The organism is Acidimicrobiia bacterium (genome assembly GCA_036271555.1).
Taxonomy (GTDB): Bacteria; Actinomycetota; Acidimicrobiia; order IMCC26256; family PALSA-610; genus DATBAK01.
This window is the reverse complement of the sequence record DATBAK010000044.1, coordinates 1-18,107: the sequence shown is the minus strand read 5'-3', so window position 1 is coordinate 18,107 and position 18,107 is coordinate 1. Positions and strand designations below refer to the sequence as shown.

21 protein-coding genes are annotated in these 18,107 nt (G+C 69.8%); 15 read left to right on the top strand and 6 right to left on the bottom strand.

All coding sequences use genetic code 11. The annotated features are described in order from the left end of the window. Positions 1-61: 61 nt before the first annotated feature. Genes ccsA through VH914_11525 form a run of 8 tightly spaced genes read left to right on the top strand, consistent with a single transcriptional unit; the run spans position 62 to position 5,879 of the window. Complete coding sequence (ccsA, locus tag VH914_11560) at positions 62-805, top strand: cytochrome c biogenesis protein CcsA (GenBank protein HEX4491834.1); 744 nt, start codon at positions 62-64, stop codon at positions 803-805. After that, positions 805-945, top strand: a complete 141-nt coding sequence (gene ccmD / locus VH914_11555) for a heme exporter protein CcmD (protein ID HEX4491833.1) — start codon at positions 805-807, stop codon at positions 943-945. Before ccsA ends, ccmD begins: the two co-directional genes overlap by 1 nt. Further along, the gene (locus VH914_11550) at positions 942-1,433 is read left to right on the top strand and encodes a cytochrome c maturation protein CcmE (protein ID HEX4491832.1); all 492 of its coding nucleotides are present in this window, start codon (positions 942-944) and stop codon (positions 1,431-1,433) included. The genes ccmD and VH914_11550 overlap by 4 nt, the downstream gene beginning before the upstream one ends. Beyond that, positions 1,430-3,472, top strand: coding sequence for a heme lyase CcmF/NrfE family subunit (locus tag VH914_11545; protein ID HEX4491831.1), 2,043 nt, complete (start codon positions 1,430-1,432; stop codon positions 3,470-3,472). Before VH914_11550 ends, VH914_11545 begins: the two co-directional genes overlap by 4 nt. Positions 3,473-3,512: 40 nt before the next feature. Further along, the gene (locus VH914_11540; GenBank protein ID HEX4491830.1) at positions 3,513-4,064 is read left to right on the top strand and encodes a redoxin family protein; all 552 of its coding nucleotides are present in this window, start codon (positions 3,513-3,515) and stop codon (positions 4,062-4,064) included. Between the two features lie 3 nt (positions 4,065-4,067). Then, on the top strand, positions 4,068-4,535 hold the full coding sequence (locus VH914_11535; protein ID HEX4491829.1) for a cytochrome c-type biogenesis protein: 468 nt from the start codon (positions 4,068-4,070) through the stop codon (positions 4,533-4,535). Next, a complete protein-coding gene (locus tag VH914_11530) occupies positions 4,532-5,371 on the top strand; it encodes a hypothetical protein (GenBank protein HEX4491828.1) in 840 nt (279 codons plus the stop codon). The genes VH914_11535 and VH914_11530 overlap by 4 nt, the downstream gene beginning before the upstream one ends. A 31-nt stretch (positions 5,372-5,402) precedes the next feature. Next, positions 5,403-5,879, top strand: coding sequence for a peptidylprolyl isomerase (locus tag VH914_11525; protein ID HEX4491827.1), 477 nt, complete (start codon positions 5,403-5,405; stop codon positions 5,877-5,879). Positions 5,880-5,993: 114 nt separating this feature from the next. On the opposite strand, the gene VH914_11520 is transcribed toward VH914_11525, so the two are convergent. From VH914_11520 to VH914_11510, 3 genes are read right to left on the bottom strand one after another with little or no spacing between them, the layout of a single operon-like run. Then, a complete protein-coding gene (locus VH914_11520) occupies positions 5,994-6,869 on the bottom strand; it encodes an ABC transporter permease (protein HEX4491826.1) in 876 nt (291 codons plus the stop codon). Then, on the bottom strand, positions 6,859-7,632 hold the full coding sequence (locus VH914_11515) for an ABC transporter ATP-binding protein (GenBank protein ID HEX4491825.1): 774 nt from the start codon (positions 7,630-7,632) through the stop codon (positions 6,859-6,861). The genes VH914_11520 and VH914_11515 overlap by 11 nt, the downstream gene beginning before the upstream one ends. Before the next feature lie 29 nt (positions 7,633-7,661). Beyond that, positions 7,662-8,708, bottom strand: coding sequence for an ABC transporter substrate-binding protein (locus VH914_11510; protein HEX4491824.1), 1,047 nt, complete (start codon positions 8,706-8,708; stop codon positions 7,662-7,664). Between the two features lie 157 nt (positions 8,709-8,865). Between VH914_11510 and VH914_11505 the strand changes: the two genes are divergently transcribed. Beyond that, positions 8,866-9,333 carry an Rrf2 family transcriptional regulator gene (locus VH914_11505; GenBank protein ID HEX4491823.1) on the top strand — a complete coding sequence of 156 codons (468 nt, stop codon included), beginning with the start codon at positions 8,866-8,868 and terminating at the stop codon, positions 9,331-9,333. A gap of 6 nt (positions 9,334-9,339) precedes the next feature. Here VH914_11505 and VH914_11500 read toward each other — a convergent pair whose 3' ends face one another. After that, a complete protein-coding gene (locus VH914_11500) occupies positions 9,340-10,245 on the bottom strand; it encodes a sulfite exporter TauE/SafE family protein (protein ID HEX4491822.1) in 906 nt (301 codons plus the stop codon). Positions 10,246-10,382: 137 nt separating this feature from the next. Between VH914_11500 and VH914_11495 the strand changes: the two genes are divergently transcribed. From VH914_11495 to VH914_11480, 4 genes are all read left to right on the top strand, one after another. Then, positions 10,383-10,841: an Rrf2 family transcriptional regulator gene (locus VH914_11495; GenBank protein HEX4491821.1), complete on the top strand. Its 459-nt coding sequence runs from the start codon at positions 10,383-10,385 to the stop codon at positions 10,839-10,841. A gap of 80 nt (positions 10,842-10,921) precedes the next feature. Continuing rightward, complete coding sequence (locus VH914_11490; GenBank protein ID HEX4491820.1) at positions 10,922-11,668, top strand: GntR family transcriptional regulator; 747 nt, start codon at positions 10,922-10,924, stop codon at positions 11,666-11,668. Between the two features lie 123 nt (positions 11,669-11,791). Then, positions 11,792-14,089, top strand: a complete 2,298-nt coding sequence (locus VH914_11485; GenBank protein ID HEX4491819.1) for an aconitate hydratase — start codon at positions 11,792-11,794, stop codon at positions 14,087-14,089. 19 nt (positions 14,090-14,108) lie between these two features. Continuing rightward, complete coding sequence (locus tag VH914_11480; GenBank protein ID HEX4491818.1) at positions 14,109-14,687, top strand: TMEM175 family protein; 579 nt, start codon at positions 14,109-14,111, stop codon at positions 14,685-14,687. A gap of 58 nt (positions 14,688-14,745) precedes the next feature. On the opposite strand, the gene VH914_11475 is transcribed toward VH914_11480, so the two are convergent. After that, positions 14,746-15,891: a cysteine desulfurase family protein gene (locus tag VH914_11475; protein HEX4491817.1), complete on the bottom strand. Its 1,146-nt coding sequence runs from the start codon at positions 15,889-15,891 to the stop codon at positions 14,746-14,748. Next, on the bottom strand, positions 15,888-16,595 hold the full coding sequence (locus VH914_11470; GenBank protein ID HEX4491816.1) for a helix-turn-helix domain-containing protein: 708 nt from the start codon (positions 16,593-16,595) through the stop codon (positions 15,888-15,890). The genes VH914_11475 and VH914_11470 overlap by 4 nt, the downstream gene beginning before the upstream one ends. A 57-nt stretch (positions 16,596-16,652) precedes the next feature. Between VH914_11470 and VH914_11465 the strand changes: the two genes are divergently transcribed. Beyond that, on the top strand, positions 16,653-17,738 hold the full coding sequence (locus tag VH914_11465) for an Mrp/NBP35 family ATP-binding protein (protein ID HEX4491815.1): 1,086 nt from the start codon (positions 16,653-16,655) through the stop codon (positions 17,736-17,738). Beyond that, on the top strand, positions 17,738-18,107 hold a 370-nt coding region (locus tag VH914_11460), incomplete at its 3' end, for an Ldh family oxidoreductase (GenBank protein HEX4491814.1). The genes VH914_11465 and VH914_11460, both read left to right, overlap by 1 nt.

The following is an 18,107-nucleotide window of genomic DNA, read 5'->3' as shown; positions in this document are numbered from 1 at the left end:
GCGCGGTCGGGCTCTGCGCGTTGGCTCGCCGTCCGGCTCGAGCGCCGGAGGTCGAAGCCGCATGAGAAAGGTGCCGTGGTTCGGGGGAGCGGTCGTCGCCGCGCTCGGCGTGACCGCGGTGATGGCGCTCGTCGTCGCACCGCCGGACGTGAACCAGGGCGACGCGCAACGCCTGCTCTATCTCCACGTGCCGTCGGCGTGGGTCGCGTACCTCGCGTTCGGGGTCACCGCGATCGCGTCGATCCTCTATCTCCTTCCGAGGACGCGCTCGATCACGTGGGATCTGCTCGCCGGCGCCTCGGCCGAGGTCGGCGTGCTCTTCACCGGGCTGTGCCTCGCGGTCGGGTCGATCTGGGCCAAGCCGATCTGGGGCGCATGGTGGGCGTGGGACGCGCGCCTGACGACGACCGCGATCCTCTTCTTCCTCTACCTCGGCTACCTCACGCTGCGCCGTGCCGGCGGGAGCCCCGACCAGCGCGCGAAGCGGAGCGCGATCGCCGCGCTCGTTGCGTTCGTCGACGTGCCGGTCGTGCACTTCTCGGTGAACTGGTTCACGACGCTGCACCAGCAGGGGACCGTGTTCAACAACAAGATGCACGTCGAGATCCACGGCTCGATGGCGACGACGTTGCTCATCTCGGTCGCCGCGTTCACGCTGCTCTACGCGTACCTCGTCGTGCGGCGCATGTCGTTGCTCGAGCTCGAGGAGGGCCTCGAGGAGCGCGAGATCGCGCAGGCGATCGCGGAGCGGCTCGCGCAAGAGGGCGTCGACGCGCACGCCGGGATCCAGATGGAGACCGTCTGATGCCGAACTACTGGGGCTACGTCGGCGCGGGATACGGGCTCACGGCCGCCGTCGTCGGTGGGTACGCGGCCTGGTTGCTCACGCGGCTGCGGCGCGCGCGGCGGACGGTCGAGCCCACCGAGGGCGCGGGACACGGATGACGCTCACCGACGACGACCCGCAGGTCGTCGCGCCGAAACCGCGCCGCACGGTCCGCGCCCGCTACGTCGTCGCCACGGTCGTGTGCGTCGCGATCGTCGCGTGGCTGCTCATCGGCGGACTCGCGTCGAACATCGTGTATCTGCGCCCGGTTGGCTACGCGGTCGCGCACCGCTCGCAGGAGGGCACGAAGACCTTCCGTATGGCCGGGCAGGTGCAGCGCGGGACGATCAAGAAGCTCGGCGACACCGGCGTGCGGTTCGTGATGTTCGATGGCGCTGCGCACGCGCAGGTCGACCTCGACGGCAGCCCGCCGGCGCTGTTCAAGGACTGTGCGCCCGTCGTCGTCGACGGGCACTGGAGCGGCACGACCTTCGTTGGTGACCAGCTCTTGATCCGCCACGGCGCCGAGTATTCGGCCAAGCAGAAGGCGGCCGACGAGGCGGCGGAGGCGAAGAACAAGAGCTGCCCGGCGCAGGCGTCCACGTGAGGGCGTCGCTCGGCTACGCGGCGCTGAGCGTCGGCGGTGCGTCGTGCCTGCTCGGCATCGTCACGCTCGTCGCCGGCATCCGCGCCGAGAGCGCACGCCTCATCGCGGTCGGTCGGCGCTACGTGTTCGGCATCGCGGGTGGGTCGGTCGTTGCGTGCGCGGTGATGGAGTGGGCGCTCAACACCCACGACTACACGCTCAAGTACGTCGCCGACAACGTCGCCAACGCGACGCCACGGCTGTTCACGATCACCGCGTTGTGGGGCGCGCTCGAGGGGTCGATCCTGCTGTGGTCGCTGATCCTCTCGACCTACCTCGTCGTCGTGACGATCCTCTTCCGCAAGCGCGGTACCGACCCGCTCGTCGCGTGGGCCACGATCACCGGCTACTGCGTCGCGCTCTTCTTCTTCGGGTTGATGCTCGGGCCTGCGAACCCGTTCCGCGTGATGTCGGGGCTCGTGCCCGCGAACGGCGCGGGACCGAACCCGCTGCTGCAGAACAACGTGATCATGGCGTTCCACCCGCCGATCCTCTACGCGGGCTATGTCGGCATGACCGTGCCGTTCATGTTCGCGGTCGGCGCGCTCGTCACCGGCCGCTTCGGTGAGGGCTGGCTCGCCGACGTGCGCCGCTCGACGCTCATCGCGTGGGGCTGCCTCACGATCGGGATCGTGCTCGGCGCGTGGTGGAGCTACGAGGTGCTCGGTTGGGGTGGCTACTGGTCGTGGGACCCGGTCGAGAACGCGTCGTTCATGCCGTGGTTGACGGCGACCGCCTTCATCCACTCGCTCATGGTGCAGGAACGACGCGGGATGCTGCGAGTCTGGAACCTCTCACTCGTGATCGCGACGTTCTCGCTCACGATCCTCGGCACGTTCCTCACGCGCTCGGGCGTCATCAACTCGGTGCACGCGTTCTCGCAGTCGAACATCGGGCCGTCGCTGCTCGGGTTCCTCGGCGTCGTCGTCGCCGTCGGTCTCGGGCTCATCGCGTGGCGCGCCGACAAGCTGCACGCGCCCGGCCGTATCGACTCGCCGGTGTCGCGCGAGGCCGCGTTCCTCGCCAACAACCTGCTCTTCACCGGCTTCGCGTTCGTCGTGCTGATGGGCACGGTGTTCCCGCTGCTCGCGGAGGCGATCGCCGACCGGCAACTCTCGGTCGGGCAGCCCTACTTCGACCGACTTGTCGTGCCGATCGGCATCGCGCTGCTGTTCCTCATGGCGGTCGCGCCCGCGCTGCCGTGGCGCGCGACGAGCGGCGAGGTGCTGCGCCGCCGCCTGCTCGTGCCCGCGTACATCGGTGTGGCGACGATGATCGTCACGCTGCTCTTCGGCGCGCACGGCGTCGCGCAGATCGTGTCGTTCGGTCTCGGCGCGTTCGCGCTCGCGGGGATCGGCCGCAATCTCCTCCTCTCGGTGCGCACGCGCCGCAAGGCGTTCGCGGAGGCGCCGCCGCGCGCGCTGGTCAACACCGTGCGGAGCAACCCGCGCCTCTACGGCGGTTTGATCGTCCACGCGGGCGTCGTGATCATCGCGATCGCGCTCGGCGTCTCGTCGGGTTACGCGACCCGTCGCGAGGTGAGCCTGCAGCGCGGCGAGACCGCGACCGTCGCCGGCTACCGCGTGAAGTACCTCGGCTCGAGCACGAGCGCGACCGGTCAGAAGACGACCGTCGCGGCGCGCGTGCAGGTCTTCGACGGCGGCCACAGCCTCGGTGTGTACGAGCCCGCGATCTCCTCGTACCCGAACGTCGACGGCGGCATCGGCACGCCGTCGGTGCACACCGGCATCCTGCGCGACCTCTACCTGACGCTCGTGTCGAACCCGTCGGAAGGGCGGGTGACGATCGGAGTCGCGGTCAATCCGCTCGTGATCTGGCTCTGGATCGGTGGCCTCGTCATGGGGCTCGGCACCGCGATCGCGCTCGTGCCGATGAAGAAGCGCACGATCCGCCGCCCGACGCGGCGCGAGCCCGAGGCGGTCGCCGCGCCGCCGGAGGCGCCCGAGAACACCGGCGACCTCGCAGGCGTGACGTCGTGACCCGGAGACCGGCTCCTCGTGCAGCCGAAGGCGCGAGCGCATGGGCGCTGTGAGGAAGAAGCACGCGCTGCGGTGGATCTCGCTGGGCGTCGGCGTCATGCTCGTCGCGTTCGCGGTACTGCTCGCGAGTCAGGTGCACAACGACCCGTCGTTCAAGGGTGGCAAGCTCCTCGACAAGCCCGTGCCCGAGTTCGACCTGCCCTCGCTCACCAGCAGCGCGCGTGTGAGCTCGACCGGTCTGCAAGGCAAGGTCTTCCTCGTGAACTTCTGGAACTCGTGGTGCATCCCGTGCAATCAGGAGCACAGCGCGCTCGCACAGTTCTACGCCGAGCACAAGGCCGATCCGAACTTCGAGATGATCGGCATCGTGCGCGACGACACCGCGTCGGCTGCGCGCCAGTACGTCTCGCAGCACCACGACCCGTGGACTTTCGTCACCGACCCGCAGGGGCGGGCGTCGATCGACTTCGGTACGACCGGTCAGCCCGAGTCGTACATGGTCGACGCGCAGGGTGTGGTCCGTGCGCTGTTCCGGTCACCGGTCAGCGTCGCCGACCTCGACGAGATGCTCGCCGTCGCGCAGCGAGTCTGAGGAATGGACTCGCGTCGCCTCAAGACGTTCGGCCCGTGGATCGTGCTCGCGGTGCTCGTCGTCGTCGTGCTCGCGATCACGTTCGCGCGGTCGCGGCCGAGCAACTCGCCGTCGGCGCGCGCCGCGCGCCTCGCGTCGGAGTTGCGCTGCCCGACGTGTGAGTCCGAGTCGGTCGCGAACAGTCAGTCGACGGCGGCGGTCGCGATCCGCTCCGACATCAAGCGTCGCATCACGGCGGGGGAGAGCGACGCGCAGATCCGCGCCGCCGAGGTCGACCACTACACGCAGTACATCCTGCTGTCGCCCGACGGCAACGGCATCGGCCTCATCGTGTGGGTCGGGCCGCTCGTCGTGCTCTTCCTCGGCGCGGTCGGCCTCGGCTTCGCGCTGCGGCGCTGGTCGCGCCAGCCCCGCCTCGCGGCGACCGGCGCCGACGAGGCCGTCGTCGCGCGCGCCCGGGAGCAGTCATGACCGACGCCACCGACACCGTCGAGGCGCGCGACGAGCTCGAGTCGCGTCGCGAGTTCCTGATCCGCTCGCTCGAGGACCTCGAGGCCGAGCGCGACGCCGGCAATGTCGACGACGAGACCTACGCGCGTCTCCACGGCGACTACACCGCGCGCGCCGCCGCGGTTCTGCGCGCGCTCGACGGCGAGCAGGTGAATGCGCTGCCCGAGGCGGAGTCGGTCCCCGCCGGTCGCCGCGTGCTGATCATCGGCGCGATGGTCGCGTTCGCCATCGCCGCCGCGGTCGTGCTCGGTCTCACGATCTCGCAGCGGACGCCCGGCCAAACGGTGACCGGCGGCGTGCCGACGACCAGCGCACAACAGAGCGAGGCGACGCTGAAGCAGGCGACGATCGACCATCCGAACGACTACAGCGCGCGCATCCAGTACGCGCGATCGCTGCTGTCGACCGATTTCGTCGACGCCCTGAAGCAATACACCGCCGCCGAACGACTCGAGCCGAACCAACCGGAACCGCCGACGTACATCGGCTGGATCTACGGCCTCAGCTCGGAGGGCGTGACGAACGCGAGCGACCACCAGCAGGTCATCGCGGAGTCGTTGCACGAGCTCGCGATCGCGCACCGCGTCGGTCCGAAGTACGCGGACGCGTGGGCGTTCGATGGTCTCGTGCATTCGCGGTTCATGAACGATCCCAGGGGCGCGATCCCGCTGCTGCAGAAGTACATCCAGCTCGCACCGAACGGGCCCGAGGTATCCGAGGTACGCACCGAGCTGCAGGCCGCACAACAGGCGGCGAACGCGCCCGCCGGTGCAACCACGACCACGACTGCCGGTTAAGTTCCGGACCGTCCCGAACGAGGAGATCCGCGTGCCCGACCAGCCCGAGTACCAGATCGACGGCTCGAAGAACTACAAGGTCACGATCACCACGAATCGCGGCGTCATCGTGATGGAGCTCGACCCGACGCTCGCCGCGAACACGGTGAACAACTTCGTCGGCCTCGCGCGGAAGGGCTTCTACGACGGTCTCACGTTCCACCGCGTCGTGCCCGAGTTCGTCATCCAGGGTGGCGACCCCGACGGCAGCGGTCGCGGTGGTCCCGGCTACAAGTTCGCCGACGAGCCCGTGAAGGCCGAGTACACGCTCGGCGCGGTCGCGATGGCGAACTCGGGACCGAACACGAACGGCTCGCAGTTCTTCATCTGCATCGACGACTGCCAGCGCAAGCTCGACAAGCTCTACAGCCTCTTCGGCTACGTCACCTCCGGCATCGAGGTCGCGCAGGCGACCGAGGTCGGCGACACGATGAAGACCGTCGTCGTCGAAGAGGTCGAGCGGTCTTGATCGGTCACGCGACCTCAGAGGTTCCCGCCTGAGCGCGTGAGCGAAGCGAGCGGCGCGGCCCGACTTGGAGGCTGAGGCGTCAGGAGCGGCGAGCGCAGCGAGCGCGACCCGAAATTACGCGTCGATGAGGCCGTGGCGCTTGCGCACGACGCGGTCGAGCTGACCGAACACGAGCGCGTCGAGGATCACGCCGACGAGGAAGATCGCGATCATCGTCGCCATGATGCCCGTGTAGTCGTTGAGGTTCCGGTTGGCGTCGAGCACCTGACCGAGCGCGTGGGATCCCGGCGCCGCGCCGATGAGCTCACCTGCGAGCAGGCTGCGCCACGCGAACGACCAGCCCTGCTTCAGTCCGCCGACGAAGCTCGGCAGCGACGCGGGGATCACGACGTGCCGTAGCGACGACCAGCCGCGCGCGCCGAGCACGCGCCCCGCGCGCAGCAGGATCGGCGGGATGTTGTCGAAACCGCTGAGCAGACCGTTGGCGATCGACGGCGCCGCGCCGAGGATCACGACGAACAGCACCGCCCAGCTGCTGAGGCCGAAGAGCACGATCGCGAGCGGGAACCACGCGATCGACGGCATCGTCTGCAGGCCGGTGATCATCGAGCCGATGCCCGATCGCAGCACGCGCGAGCTCGCGGTCGCGATCCCGATGACGGTGCCGATCACGATCGCGAGCGCGAAGCCGACGACACCACGTTCGAGCGTGTCGGTCGCGGCGCGGCGCAGCAACGTGCGGCTGTCGAAGAACGCCTTGAAGCTCGGCACCGGACCCGGGAGCACGTACGACGGCTTCCAATGGGTCCACACCACGACCTGCCACGCACCGAGGAAGATCGCGACGGCGAGCAGCTTCGGCCACAGTCCCGACCAGATCGCCTTCGCGTGATTCGGCGCGGCGGGAACCGAGAGCTCCAGCGCATCGATACCTGCGAGCTCGCGTTCGAGGTGCGTGCCCTTGGTCTCGGGACGCAGATCAATCTGCATGACGGCGCACCTCTTCGCGCAGGCGGTCGGTGATGGTCGCGGCGGCGTTCGCGATCTCGGCCGCGTCGATGCGGCGGGGGCGTTCGATGTCGACGTCGAACTCGGCGACGACCCGCCCGGGCCGGCTCGACAGCAGCACGACGCGGTCACCGAGGCGCACGGCCTCGCGCACGTTGTGCGTGACGAAGAGCACCGACAGCCCGTTCTCCTTCCAGAGCCGGTCGAGCTCGTCGTGGAGGATGTCGCGCGTCATCGCGTCGAGCGCGCCGAACGGCTCGTCCATCAGGAGCACCTGCGCCCGCTGCGCGAGCGCGCGGGCGAGCGCGCCGCGCTGGCGCATGCCGCCCGAGAGCTCGTGCGGCTTCTTGTCGGCGAAACCGCCGAGGTGCACCATCTCGAGCAGCGCCTCGGCCTGGGCCCGTCGCTCGCGCTTCGGCACCTTCGACAGCTGCAACGCGAGCTCGATGTTCTTGCGCACCGACAGCCACGGGAACAGCGCCGATTCCTGGAACATCAACGCCGGGCGCCCGAGCGCAACCGACACGGTGCCCTGCGTGGGCGAGTCGAGACCGGCGACGATGTTGAGCAGCGTGCTCTTGCCACATCCCGACGCGCCCACGAGGCACACGAACTCGCCCGGCGCGACCGTCAACGACAGCCGGTCGAGCGCGACGACCGCGTTGCCCGAGTGCCCGTAGGCCTTCGAGACGTTGTCGATCCGGATGGCCGGCGCCGCGTCGACCTGCGGCGCGGCGCCGTTCACGCTCGGACGCTCGACGACGCCGGCCGTGCTCACGACGACACCGCGGGTTGGTTCTCGGACGCGAGGAACTTGTTGAGCAGCGTCAGGTCGAAGATGCTCGTGAGGTCGGTCTGCTTGAGGATGCCGAGCGCCTCCGCGTGGTCGACGTCGCTCCGCAGGCTCGACGCGATCGGGTCGAGCGTGAACTGGATGCTCTTGAAGGAGTCGGTGACGAGGCTCGTCTTGATCGGCTTCGACGTCGCGGTCTCGATGCCCTTCGACACGAGGCCGGCCGCGGTCGACGGGTCGCTCTTGATCTCGTCGATCGACGCCGAGAGGCCCTTGATCAGGCTCGTCACGACGTCGGGGTGCGCCTTGAGGAAGTCGGTGCGCACGATGAGCAGCGTCGTGACGTACTTACCGCCGGGCCAGAGGTCGGCTTCGTTCACGAGCACGTGGCCGCCGGCCTGCACCATCTTCGTGGCGTAGGGCTCGGGCATCCACGCACCGGCGATCGCGCCGGTCTGGAACTCGGTGACGACCGTGCCGTTGTCCGGGCCGGGGACGATGTGCACATCGCCGCCGCCGTTGACGTCGGTCGAGAGCCCCTTCTGCTTCAGCCAGTAGCGCAGCGACACGTCCTGGGTGTTGCCGAGCGACGGCGATCCGATCTTCTTGCCCTTGAGGTCGGCCGCGCTCTTGATGTCCTTGTTGACGACGAGGAACGCGCCGCCCGACGCGGTGCCCGCGACGATGCGGATCGCCGAGCCCTTCGACTGGGCGTAGGCGTTGATCGCCGGGTTCGGGCCGACGAACGACGCGTCGATGCTCTTGGCGAACAGTGCCTCGACCGCAGCCGGGCCGGCGCTGAACACGCTCGTCTTCAGCGTGACGTTCGAGCCGAGCGCCTTGGCGAACTGGCCGCCCTGCAGCCCGACCATGGCCGGCGCGTGCGTGACGTTGCCGAAGTAGCCGAGTCGGAGTGTGACCTTCTCGCCCCCGCCGCCGGTGTTGTCCGAGGCCGGCTGCTTCGAGCCGCTGCTGCCGCAGGCCGCCGCGAGCAGCGCGAGCGCAACGACGGGAATCAGTACCCGCATCCGGGTTCGTGACGTGGACATGACGAACAAGACCTCCCGGGGCCGGAGGGGTTGTTCTCGACCCCGCCGCCGATATACAACTATGTTGATCGACAACATATTGTATGGACGGAGCGCGGTCAAGCGGCCGCCGCGAGGGCCCAGAGCGGGGACGACCGTGAAGATCTCGGCGAAGAGTGACTACGCGGTGCGCGCGGCGGCGGAGCTCGCGGCCGCGTCGGGCCGGCTCGTGAAGGGCGAAGAGCTTGCACGCGCGCAGGGCATCCCGCTCGAGTTCCTCGAGAACATCCTGCGCGAGCTGCGCGTCGCCGGAGTCGTCATCGCGCAGCGCGGCGCGGAGGGCGGCTACGGACTCGCGCGTCCCGCGGAGGAGATCACGGTCGCCGAGATCCTGAACGCGGTCGAAGGTCCGCTCGCGTCGGTACAGCGCGTCCCGCTCGAAGAGCTCGCGTACCACGGCGCCGCGGAACGGCTCGCCGACGTGTGGATCGCGATGCGCGCCGGCATGCACGCAGTGATCGGCTCGGTGACACTCGCCGACCTCGCGGCCGGCAACCTTCCGGACTCCGTGCGCGCGGTCATCCCCATCGCCGACGCACCCGCGCCGACGCCGACGCCGACGTAGCGCGCGTCAGCTCGTCGCGAAGTGCGCGTCGGACGCGCGTTGCACTTCGTTGCGGTTCGCGCGCAACCGCATGAACCCGAACGCGCCGAGCATCACGATGGTGCCGGCGACGACGACGATGCCGAGCTCGGTGTTCGTGAGACCGAGCAGCTTCAGCGCCGAGATCGACATCGCGAGCACGATGACGGGCCGGATGAAGCGGTCGGCACCCTTCGACGAGACGTGCGCGCCGAGCCATACCGCGGGGATCGCGCCGATCAGCAGCGAGCCGACGAGCGAGACCTGCAGGTTGCCCCACAACGCGGTCCCGATCGCGGCCGCGCCGACGAGCGGCACCGCCTGGATGAGGTCGGTGCCGACGAGCTCGCGCATCGAGATGCGCGGGTAGAGGATCATCAACAGCACGATCATCAGCGAGCCGGAGCCGACCGACGTCATGCCGACGATGAAGCCGCCGACGAGACCGATCGTGATCGTCGGCACCGCGCGCAGCGCGATCGTGCCCGGCGCCAGCGGCTCGACCTTGCGTCGCGCTTCGATGAGACCCTTCACGAGCATTGCGACCGCGGCGGTGACGAGCACCCAACCCAGCGTCGTCTTGATGAAGTTGTCGACGCCCGGTCCGTGCAGGTGACCGAGCGTGTACGTGCCCGCGAGCGCGCCCGGTATGGAACCGATCGCGAGCCACCCGACGAGCTTGAGGTTCACGGTGCCGCGCTTCATGTGCACGGATCCGCCGATCGGCTTCAGGATCAGCGAGGCGACGATGTCGCTCGAGACCGCGGCCGCGGGCGTGATGCCGAAGAAGAGCACGAGCACCGGCGTGAGCAGCGCGCCGCCGCCGACACCGGTGAGTCCGATCACGAAGCCGACGATGAGTCCGGCGAATGCGATACCGAGATCGAGATGCACGAGGCCCGTCCCTGGGTCTTAGTCGACTAGAACGATCGACAACATAGAAGAAGTCGACTTGGTGGGTCAAGGGGTGCGGCTCGAACCACTGCCGTCGCGCTCGGCACGGTGGCGCCTCCGCGTGGGAGATTTGGGCCGTGCGGATCTCGGCGAAGGCGGACTACGCGGTGCGGGCGATGGCGGAGCTCGCCGCCGCCCCCGCGGACCATCCGATCAAGGCCGAGGCGCTCGCCGCCTCCCAGGACATCCCGCGCAACTTCCTCGACAACATCCTGAGCGAGCTGCGCGCGTCGGGCCTGGTGCGGACGCTGCGGGGGCCCGAGGGCGGATCGATGCTGGGCCGGCCGGCGTCGGAGATCACCGTCGCCGAGGTCCTGCGGGCGGTCGAGGGCCCGCTCGCGGCGGTGCGGGGGACGCGCCCCGAGGCGCTCGAATATCCGGGCGCGGCGACCCGGCTCCCGGAGGTCTGGGTGGCGCTGCGTGCCAATCTGCGGGCGGTGCTGGAGACGGTGACCCTGGCCGACCTCGCGGCGAGCAAGCTCCCCGCCGCGATCGCCCGCCTGGCCAAGGACCCCGACGCCTGGCAGCCGCACTGAGTTTTTGGTCGGGCTCGCACGCGTCGCCCTCCGTGACGCGAGCTTGTCTTGGGTAACGGCAGACAGATAAGATACAAGTTGTGAGGTACCTCGAGGTCGCCGCCGATCTGCGCACCGCGGTCGCCGCCGGCGCGTACGGCGCGGGGGGAGCGCTCGAGAGCGAGGCCGAGCTCGGTGGGCGCTTCGGCGTGAGCCGGGTCACGGTCCGCCGGGCGCTCGAGGAGCTGCGCCGCGAGGGACTGGTCACGAGCCGGCGCGGTGCGGGCTGGTTCGTCGCCCTCGACCCGGTGTGCCAGGTGCTCGGTCGGGTCACGACGGTCGAAGCCGCGCTCGAGGCCTCGGGCGCGACCGCCGAGCGGCGCGTGCTCGAGTTCGGCTTCGAGCCCTCGACCGCGGCGATCGCGGCGGCACTGCACCTCGAAGCCGGCGCCGAGGTGCTGCGCGTGCGCCGGCTCACGCTCGCCGACGGCGAACCATTCGCGCTCGTCACCGTCTGGCTGCCGGGCGCGCTCGGCGCGCAGCTGAGCCGCGACGACGCGCAGCGCGCGCCGTTCTACGAGCTGCTCGCCGCGCGCGGCACGCAGCTCGGCTCCGCGACCCAGCTCATCGGCGCCGACCTCGCGGGCGACGACGACGTGCGGCTGCTCGGGCTGGAGCGCGGCGCCGCGGTCCTCGCGTGTCGGCGCGTCACCACGGCGCGCGACGGCATGCCGGTCGTCGTGTCCGAGCATCGTTATCCCGCGCACCGCACGACCTTCGAGATCGATTTCCCGTTCGTCGAAGCGACCAGCGAGGCCCCGGGCCTTCGCCTCGTGAACGGGTCGTAGCCTGCAATGAAGAGTCGCTCTCGCAAGAGCGCACGAGCGAAGCGAGCGGCGCGGCCACGGTCGGATGCGGAGGCGTCACGAGCGGCGAGCGCAGCGAGCGCGACCAGAGAGTGAGGAGACGTCATGGCTGAAGCAACGAACGTCGGTCCGAGCACCCCGACCAGTCTCATCGAGGGTGTGTACGCACGGCTGCCCGAACGGGTCGCGATCGCGCGCGAACGGCTCGGGCGTCCGGTGACCTTCGCCGAGAAGGTGCTCTTCGCACACGCCAACGATCCGAACACGATCGGGCTCGGGCGCGGTGCGGAGTACGGCGACTACCGACCCGATCGCGTCGCGATGCAGGACGCGACCGCGCAGATGGCGCTGCTCCAGTTCATGCTCGCGAAGATGCCGACGGTCGCGGTTCCGACGACCGTGCACTGCGACCATCTCATCCAGGCGCGCGTCGGCGCCGACATCGACCTCAAGGCCGCGCTCGACGTGAACTCGGAGGTCTACGAGTTCCTGCGTTCGGTGTCGGCCAAGTACGGCATCGGCTTCCACAAGCCCGGCTCCGGGATCATCCACCAGGTCGTGCTCGAGAACTACGCGTTCCCCGGCGGGATGATGATCGGCACCGACTCGCACACGCCGAACGCGGGCGGGCTCGGCATGATCGCGATCGGCGTCGGTGGCGCCGACGCGGTCGACGTGATGGCGGGCTGGCCGTTCAACACGAGCGTGCCGAAGCTCATCGGCGTGCACCTCAAGGGCTCGCTGTCGGGATGGACCGCGTCGAAGGACGTGATCCTCAAGGTCGCGGGCATCCTCACGGTGAAGGGCGGCACCGGCGCGATCGTCGAGTACTTCGGTCCCGGCGCGGAGTCGATCTCGACGACGGGCAAGGCGACGATCTGCAACATGGGCGCGGAGATCGGCGCGACCTGCTCGCTGTTCCACTACGACCTGCAGGCCGCGCGCTATCTCAAGGCGACGCGCCGCGAGGAGATCGCGGATCTCGCCGACCACGTCGCGGAGTTCCTGCGCAACGACCCCGAGGTCGACGCCGATCCCGAGCGCTTCTACGACCGCGTCATCGAGATCGATCTCGACGAGCTCGAGCCGCACCTCGTCGGTCCGCACAGCCCCGACCTCGACCGTCCGATCTCCGACGTGCGCGCCGCCGCGGAGAAGGAGGGTTACCCGATCGAGATCTCGGCCGCGCTCGTCGGCTCGTGCACGAACTCGTCGTACGAGGACATCGGGCGCGCCGCGCACGTCGCGCGTCAGGCGTCGGCAAAGGGTCTGCGCGTGAAGACGCCGTTGATGATCACGCCCGGTTCCGAGCAGGTGCGCGCCACGATCGAACGCGACGGTCTGCTCGACGACCTCGAAGCGATCGGCGGGACCGTGCTCGCGAACGCGTGCGGCCCGTGCATCGGGCAGTGGCAGCGCGACGACATCGTGAAGGGCGAGGTGAACACGATCGTCAACTCGTTCAATCGCAACTTCCCGGCGCGCAACGACGGCAACGCGGCGACGCTGTCGTTCATCGGCTCGCCCGAGACCGTGGTCGCGCTCGCGCTCGGCGGCCGCCTCGACTTCGACTTCACCCGCGACACGCTCACCGCGCCCGACGGCACCGCGGTGAAGCTCGAGCCGCCGCACGCCGACGACCTGCCCGCGAAGGGATTCGACCCCGGCGAGTCCGGGTTCCTCGCGCCGGCGAGCGACCCGTCGACGGTCGCCGTGATCGTGCGTCCCGACTCCGAGCGGCTCGAGCTCCTGCAGCCGTTCCCGGCCTGGGACGGCAAGGATCTCCAGGGTCTGCGTGTGCTGCTCAAGGCGGTGGGGAAGTGCACGACCGACCACATCTCGCCCGCGGGTCCGTGGCTGCGTTACCGAGGTCACCTCACGAACATCTCCGGGAACCTGTTCATCGGCGCGAACAACGCGTTCGTGCCCGGTGATACGGGCAAGGGCGTCGACGAGCGCGCGGGGAGCGCGGGTGCGATCGTGCCGCTGCCCGATCTGGCCAAGGCGTACCGCGGCGACGGCATCCAGTGGGTCGCGATCGGCGACGAGAACTACGGCGAGGGCTCGTCGCGCGAGCACGCGGCGATGGAGCCGCGCGCGCAGGGCGGACGCGCGGTGATCGCGCGGTCGTTCGCGCGCATCGCGGAGGCGAACCTGAAGAAGCAGGGCGTCCTCCCGCTGTGGTTCGCCGATGTCGACGACTACGACAAGGTGCGCGTCGACGACACCGTCGACGTCGTCGGGCTCGCCGATCTCGCGCCCGCTCGCCCGGTGACCGTCGTCTTGCACCACACCGACGGCACGAACGACGAGATCACGACGACGCACTCGATGTCGGAAGAGCACATCGAGTGGTTCCGCGCGGGATCCGCGTTGAACCTGCTCGCGGCGAAGCGCGCCTGAGTCTCCGTATCATCCCCGGATGAGCACGGGTCGGCTGGAGGCGTTCAGTGACGGCGTCATCGCGATCGCGATCACGGTGATGGTGCTCGAGCTCAAGAAGCCCGATGGCGCGACGTGGGATTCGCTGCACGCCGTGCTCTCGGGGTTCTTCACGTACGTGCTGAGCTTCGTGATGCTCGGCATCTACTGGAACAACCACCACCACATGCTCCAGCTGACCAAGCGGGTGAATGGCGCGATCCTCTGGGCGAACCTGCATCTGCTGTTCTGGCTCTCACTGTTCCCGTACTTCACGGAGTGGATGGGCGCTCACCACCTCGCGAAGGTGCCGACGGCCGCGTACGGGGTCGTGCTCCTCTGCGCGGCGATCGCGTTCTACATCCTCATGCGCGCGATCGTGCGCGACCAAGGGCCCGACTCGGTGGTGCAGGCGCGCATCGGCCGCGACCTCAAGGGGCGTTTGTCGCCCGTTGCCTACGCGCTCTCGATCCCGCTCGCCTTCGTCGACCGGTGGATCGCCGTCGCGATCTTCGTCGGCGTCGCGCTGGTGTGGCTGATTCCCGACCGCCGCCTCGAGTCGCAGTGGAGCACGGACTGAGCCGAGCGCCCGTTAGTGGTACTGCGTTGTTCGGCTATACGCCGACAACGCAGTACCACTACAACGAGGCCTCGGTGCGGAGGGCGCGGAAGCGGTCGACGATGCCGGGGAGCGCGTCGACGAAGCGGTCGACGTCGGCCTCGGTCGTGTTCCATCCGACCGACACCCGCAACGAGTGCTCGGCGTCGACGCCCATCGCCGCGAGCACGCTCGACGGCTCGAGCAGCTCGCTCGAGCACGCCGATCCCGAGTGCACGGCGACGCCGTGCTGGTCGAGCGCGAGGAGGATCGGCTCGGCCTCGACGCCGGTGACGCCGAAGCAGAGGACGTTGGGAAGCGAGCCCGCTTCGCTTACGTCACCGAAGCGCGTCGCGCCGACGACGTCGAGCACGCTCGCGGCCCGTTCGATCAACGCGCGCGCGGCGCGGGCTTCGTCGTGGAGACGGTCGGTCACGTCGACGCACGCGGCCCCGAAGCCGACGAGCGCGGCCACGTTCTCCAGACCGCCGCGCCGCGCCCGTTCCTGCGCGCCGCCGACGACGAACGGGTCGAGCCGCAGACCGCGCCGCACGAGCAGTGCCGCCGCGCCCTTCGGACCCCCGAGCTTGTGCGCGGTGATCGACGCGAGGTCGGCGTCGAGGGCGGAGAAGGCGAAGGGCAGGTGACCGACGGCCGCGCACGCGTCGACGTGCACGAGCGCGCCCTGGGTACGCGCGGCAGCACAGGCCTCCGCGATCGGCTGGATCGTGCCGACTTCGTGATTCGCGAGCTGCAGCGACACGAGCACGGTGTCGGGTCGCACGGCCGCCGTGACGGCGGCCGCGTCGAAGCGACCGCGCGCATCGACGCCGATCACGGTGACGTCGTCGCTCGCGCGGCGCACCGCTTCGAGCACCGCCGAGTGCTCGACCGCGGTGGTGACCACGTGCTGGCGGCCCTGCTCGCGCCCGCGCGCGAGCGCGCCGAAGATCGCAGTGTTGATCGCCTCGGTCCCCGACGCCGTGAACACGACCTCACGCGGTCGCGCGCCGACGAACGCGGCGACCTGCTCGCGCGCGTCCTCGAGCGCAACGCGCGTCGCGCGGCCTTCGGCGTGCAGGCGACCCGGATCGCCGTGGTGCTCCGCGAGGAACGGGAGCATCGCCTCCAGCGCGACTGCGCGCAGCGGCGAGGTGGAGGCGTGGTCGAGGTAGGCGCGGGTCACACGCGGGTGACGCAGTGGGTGCCGCCGTCGGGACGCGACTCCTCGATGTGGGGTTGCGTCTCGCCGTACAGACCTTCGAGCATGCCGCGCACCATGCCGGTGTCGACCGCGCAGAGGACGTGCGGATAGCGCTGCGCGGCCTCGCCGAACGGGCAGTGCTCCGACACGAGCGTGAGCGATCCGCCGCGCGCTTCGGCGTGGGCGGCGAACCCGTGCGCGGTGAGCGCGTCGGCGACCGACGCGACCGCGGCCTTCACCGAGCGATGGCCGTCGCCGGGCTCCATGTTCGCGGCGAGGCCGCGCCCGTACTCGTAGCCGACCTCCTCTGCGAGCGCCTGGGCCTCGTCGCGCGGCAGCCGTTCGAGCGCCCGGGCGAGCAGGGTGCCGAGGAGGTCGTCGCGGCGGGGCGGGAAGTTCAGGTGCGTGTCGAGGTCGGCGGCCCGGTAGACCTTCGACGGCCGGCCCGCGGTCTCGCCCCGGGAGAGCTGGACCACGAGGTAGCCGCCCGACGCGAGCTTCTCGAGGTGGTGGCGCGCGACGTTCGGGTGGAGGGAGAACTGGGTCGCGACCTCGGCCGCGCGCAGACCTGCGGGGTGCGCGCGCACGAGGACGAAGATGTCGCGCCGGGTGGGGTCGCCGAAGGCCGAGGTGACCGCCGCGACGGCGGCGCCGAACTCGTCCGGACTGAGGGCCGCCGGGGGCATGCGGGTATTCTACCTACGTCCGTAGTGCAAATCCCCGGGCCCCCACGGAGCCGCCCCATGCCGACCGAGGCCCAAGTCATCGAGGCCCTGCGACCGGTCGAGGATCCGGAGATCCACCGCTCGATCGTCGACCTGGGCATGGTGCGGGGGATCGGCTTCGCGGGTGACCGGGTGAAGGTCACGGTGGCGCTCACCGTCGCCGGCTGCCCGCTGCGGAACGAGATCACGAGCCGGGTCACCGGCGCGGTCGAGGCGCTCGATGGCGTCGGCGGCGTCGACCTCGATTTCACGGTCATGACCGACGAGGAGCGCCAGGCGCTCGCGCAGCGACTGCGGGCCGAGGGCGGCGGGGCGCCCGCCGACGGGTCCGCACGCACGAACCCCTTCACCGACTCCCGCACGCGCGTCATCGCGATCGCGTCGGGCAAAGGCGGCGTCGGCAAGTCGTCGGTCACCACCAACCTCGCGGTCGCGCTCGCGCAGGCGGGCCACAAGGTCGCCGCGGTCGACGCCGACGTCTGGGGTTTCTCGATGCCGCGCATGCTCGGCATCGACCGGCCACCGACCGTCATCGACGATGTCATCGTGCCGCCGGATGCGAACGGCGTGACGCTCATCTCGATGGGCTTCTTCGCGCGTGAGGACCAACCCGTCGTGTGGCGCGGCCCGATGCTGCACAAGGCGCTCGAGCAGTTCCTCTCCGACGTGCACTGGGGCGAGTTGGATGTCCTCGTCGTCGACATGCCGCCAGGAACCGGCGATGTCTCGATGTCGCTCGCGCAGCTGCTGCCGCGCGCCGAAGCGGTCGTTGTCACGACTCCGCAGCTGCTCGCCCAGGAAGTTGCGGTGCGCGCGGCGTCAATGGCCGAGAAGACCGGCATGCGCGTGCTCGGAGTGATCGAGAACATGACGTCTGAGGTCTTCGGCTCCGGTGGAGGCGAGCGGCTCGCGACCGAGCTTGGTGTGCCGCTGCTCGGCTCCGTTCCGCTCGATGTGCGTTTGCGGGAAGCCGGCGATTCGGGTGTGCCACTTGTCGTATCGGACCCGTCATCGGAGATCTCGGAGGCGATCTTCGAGATCGCTCGAGGGCTCGACGCAAGCCGCAGCGGCGGCTTCACGCGCACGTTGCCGCTCGTCGGCTAGTGACGCCCGACGAAGCCCGTTCGCGCCTAGCGGCACTCGGTTTTTGCGGCGAGGACGTCGAGGTGCTCGCGGCGCACTTTATCGCCGCCGAGGAGCGGGGATTGGCTGGCCACGGGCTGACGCGCATCGAGTGGCTGGAGACCTGGACGGATCTTCATCCCGACGCGAAGCCGACGCGCATTGTCGCGGAGCCGGGATACGAGCGCTGGGATGGGACGGACGTCCTCGGTTATCTCACGCTGAACGCTGTCGTCGAAGCGCAGCTCGCAGCGCCACCTGGCCACGCACGCGTTGTTGTCTGCGGCAGGACGTTTCCCACCGGGATGCTCGGCTACTGGACGCGTCGGCTCGCCGAAGGCGGTCTGGTCG

Coding starts and splice junctions, on each gene's coding strand:
- VH914_11480 (HEX4491818.1), top strand. CDS start 14,109: ATGAGCACGGGTCGGCTGGAGGCGTTCAGTGACGGCGTCATCGCGATC.
- VH914_11485 (HEX4491819.1), top strand. CDS start 11,792: ATGGCTGAAGCAACGAACGTCGGTCCGAGCACCCCGACCAGTCTCATC.
- VH914_11530 (HEX4491828.1), top strand. CDS start 4,532: ATGACCGACGCCACCGACACCGTCGAGGCGCGCGACGAGCTCGAGTCG.
- ccsA (HEX4491834.1), top strand. CDS start 62: ATGAGAAAGGTGCCGTGGTTCGGGGGAGCGGTCGTCGCCGCGCTCGGC.
- VH914_11535 (HEX4491829.1), top strand. CDS start 4,068: ATGGACTCGCGTCGCCTCAAGACGTTCGGCCCGTGGATCGTGCTCGCG.
- VH914_11550 (HEX4491832.1), top strand. CDS start 942: ATGACGCTCACCGACGACGACCCGCAGGTCGTCGCGCCGAAACCGCGC.
- VH914_11520 (HEX4491826.1), bottom strand. CDS start 6,869: ATGCAGATTGATCTGCGTCCCGAGACCAAGGGCACGCACCTCGAACGC.
- ccmD (HEX4491833.1), top strand. CDS start 805: ATGCCGAACTACTGGGGCTACGTCGGCGCGGGATACGGGCTCACGGCC.
- VH914_11510 (HEX4491824.1), bottom strand. CDS start 8,708: ATGCGGGTACTGATTCCCGTCGTTGCGCTCGCGCTGCTCGCGGCGGCC.
- VH914_11470 (HEX4491816.1), bottom strand. CDS start 16,595: ATGCCCCCGGCGGCCCTCAGTCCGGACGAGTTCGGCGCCGCCGTCGCG.
- VH914_11465 (HEX4491815.1), top strand. CDS start 16,653: ATGCCGACCGAGGCCCAAGTCATCGAGGCCCTGCGACCGGTCGAGGAT.
- VH914_11540 (HEX4491830.1), top strand. CDS start 3,513: ATGGGCGCTGTGAGGAAGAAGCACGCGCTGCGGTGGATCTCGCTGGGC.